The following is a 2,270-nucleotide window of genomic DNA, read 5'->3' on the forward strand; positions in this document are numbered from 1 at the left end:
CCACCGGTACCGCCGCCGCGCCGACCGCCGCCCCGGCGGCGAGCGTCCGGCTCACGTACCGCTCCGCCGGGCCGTCCGGCTTCGGGCAGGGGCGCTCGCCGTCGGGTACCCGGGCGACAGCCCGTTCCGGGGTACCGGTCAGTCTCGGCTCGGCCTTCGCCCATGCGGAGAGTTGCGCCCGCGCCTCGCCCCACTGCACCACCCGCTGCGCACTGTCCACCACGATCCCGGTCCAGCCCCCGCTCAGGCCCTGGACGACCGCCTCGGCCAGCGGAAACAGCACGTCGGCGCGGGGGTCGGCGCGTACCCCCCGGTCGGCGAGGGCGTGCAGCTTCGGGTGCAGGTCGATCGCGGCCAGGAAGCCGGCCACCTCGGCGGGGACCGGGGTGAACGGCAGGATCCGGGTGGCCGCCGAGATGGTCAGGCCGAGGGCGTCGGAGACGAGGGCGCCGAGGGTGCGGGGTGTGCGCGGCCCCTCCTCGGGCGGGTGTGGTGGGGGGATCTCCGGGTCCGGCTCGAGCGGGCAGACCCGCTCGGCGCGGGCGACCGTGGCGATCAGGTCGCGCAGTTTGGGTTTCGGCTCCTCGACCGCCACCACCACCCGGCCGGAGGGGGCGTTCACCCGGGCCCAGGCCACCCCGGGCAGTCGTTCCAACGCCTGCTCGACCTGGCGGGCCAGCCGGTCGCCGCCGTCCTGGCAGACGCCGTGCACCTCGATGTGGTGCCGTCCGTCGCGCGACCACACCCGCCGCCGGGTCACCCCCGCCATCCGGGCCAGCCGGGCCGCCGCGGAACCGGCGCTCCGGGCCGCGCCCGCCACCGGTTCCGGTACGGCATCGCCCACGGTCCGGGTGCCCTGCCCGACCGCCTGCGGTACGGCGGCGACGGTCCGAGTGACCTGGCCGACCGCGCGCGGTACGGCGGCACCGGCGGTGCGGGCCACCGCGGGCACGACCGACGCGACGGACCGGGCCGCGCCGGCGACGGCATCCGGCACGCCGACCGGCGGCAGGAGGCGGCCGGCAACCCGGCCCAGGGACGTCATCGAGGGGTACGGCCGAACCGTCGGCCCTGCTCCCCGGTGCCGCTGCCGCCGCGCCCTCCGTACGCCATCTCGCCTCCCACGCCCTTCGTCCCGGCGGCCTGGCTTCCCGACGGGGAGTCCGTTATGCCCGCCGGGCGGGGGAAGTTTCGCCAGCTGGCCGGGGCATGGACCGGGTGGGCGGTGGAATGCCGGTCGGACGTCGATGTTCCGCAGACCGTGGGGAGGCCGGGATGAGCACGCTGACGCGACAGCTCAGCGGGGGCAGGGAGATGGTCCGGACGTACAACCGACGAGTGGGCGTCCCGATGCTCGGCGAGGTGGCGGTACCGCCACCGGACAAGCTCGCCTACTACGCGGGGCTGGGCGTGCTGGCCGCGCTCCAGGTCATCGAGTGGCCGCTGGCCCTGGTGATCACCGCCGGTCATGTGCTGGCCGACCAGCACATGTCGGGGCTGGTGAAGGGGTTGGGCGAGGCGCTGCAGTCGGCGTGATCCGGCCCACCCTCCGGTTGACCTAAATCCGGGTTGAGGTCGGAGGCTGAGCCCATGCTGATCGACCTGCTTCCGGCCCGCCGGTGACCGCGACCGCCGCTCCCGCCGCCGCTCGGGAGCACCTGTACGCGCCGCGCCTGCGGGCCATGACGGTGGGCAGCGTGGCCCTGGTCTCCCTGCTGGCGTTCGAGGCGTTGGCGGTCGGCACCGCGATGCCGACGGTCGCCCGCAGCCTGGACGGGCTGGCCCTGTACGCGCTCGCCTTCGGCGGCCCGTTCGCCTCGGGCGTGGTCGCGATGGTGGTCTCCGGCATCTGGTGCGACGCCCGGGGACCACGGGCGCCGATGTGGCACGGGGTGGCCTGGTTCGTGGTGGGGCTGATCGTGGCGGGGAGCGCCCCGACGATGGGGGTGCTGGTCGCCGGCCGGGTGGTGCAGGGCTTCGGCTCGGGGCTGCTCTCGGTGGCGCTCTACGTGATCGTGGGCCAGGCGTACCCGGAGGAGTTGCGGCGGCGGGTGTTCGCCGCGTTCGCGGCGGCGTGGGTCGTACCGTCGCTGGTCGGCCCGGCGGTGGCCGGGCTGATCGTCGAGCACCTCGGCTGGCGGTGGGTCTTCCTCGCGGTGCCGGCGGTCGCCGTGCCGGCGGTGCTGCTGATGCAGCCGGGCCTGCGGGCGCTCGGCGCGGCGGCACCGGTACGCCCACCGGCCGGCGCGCTGGCCCGGATCGGCTGGGCC

Annotated in this window: 3 protein-coding genes; 2 read left to right on the forward strand and 1 reads right to left on the reverse strand. The window is 76.2% G+C overall.

What is annotated here, in order from left to right:
• Nucleotides 1–1,045: heavy-metal-associated domain-containing protein (locus DKL51_RS31125; RefSeq protein WP_221623269.1), on the reverse strand; the 1,045-nt coding region annotated here is incomplete at its 3' end.
• Nucleotides 1,046–1,209: 164 nt separating this feature from the next.
• Between DKL51_RS31125 and DKL51_RS31130 the strand changes: the two genes are divergently transcribed.
• Both DKL51_RS31130 and DKL51_RS31135 read left to right on the forward strand, forming a co-directional pair.
• The gene (locus DKL51_RS31130) at nucleotides 1,210–1,536 is read left to right on the forward strand and encodes a hypothetical protein (RefSeq protein WP_423790677.1); all 327 of its coding nucleotides are present in this window, start codon (nucleotides 1,210–1,212) and stop codon (nucleotides 1,534–1,536) included.
• Nucleotides 1,537–1,619: 83 nt separating this feature from the next.
• Nucleotides 1,620–2,270: MFS transporter (locus tag DKL51_RS31135; RefSeq protein WP_260428739.1), on the forward strand; the 651-nt coding region annotated here is incomplete at its 3' end.

The organism is Micromonospora globispora, from assembly GCF_003857015.1.
Taxonomy (GTDB): domain Bacteria; phylum Actinomycetota; class Actinomycetes; order Mycobacteriales; family Micromonosporaceae; genus Micromonospora; species Micromonospora globispora.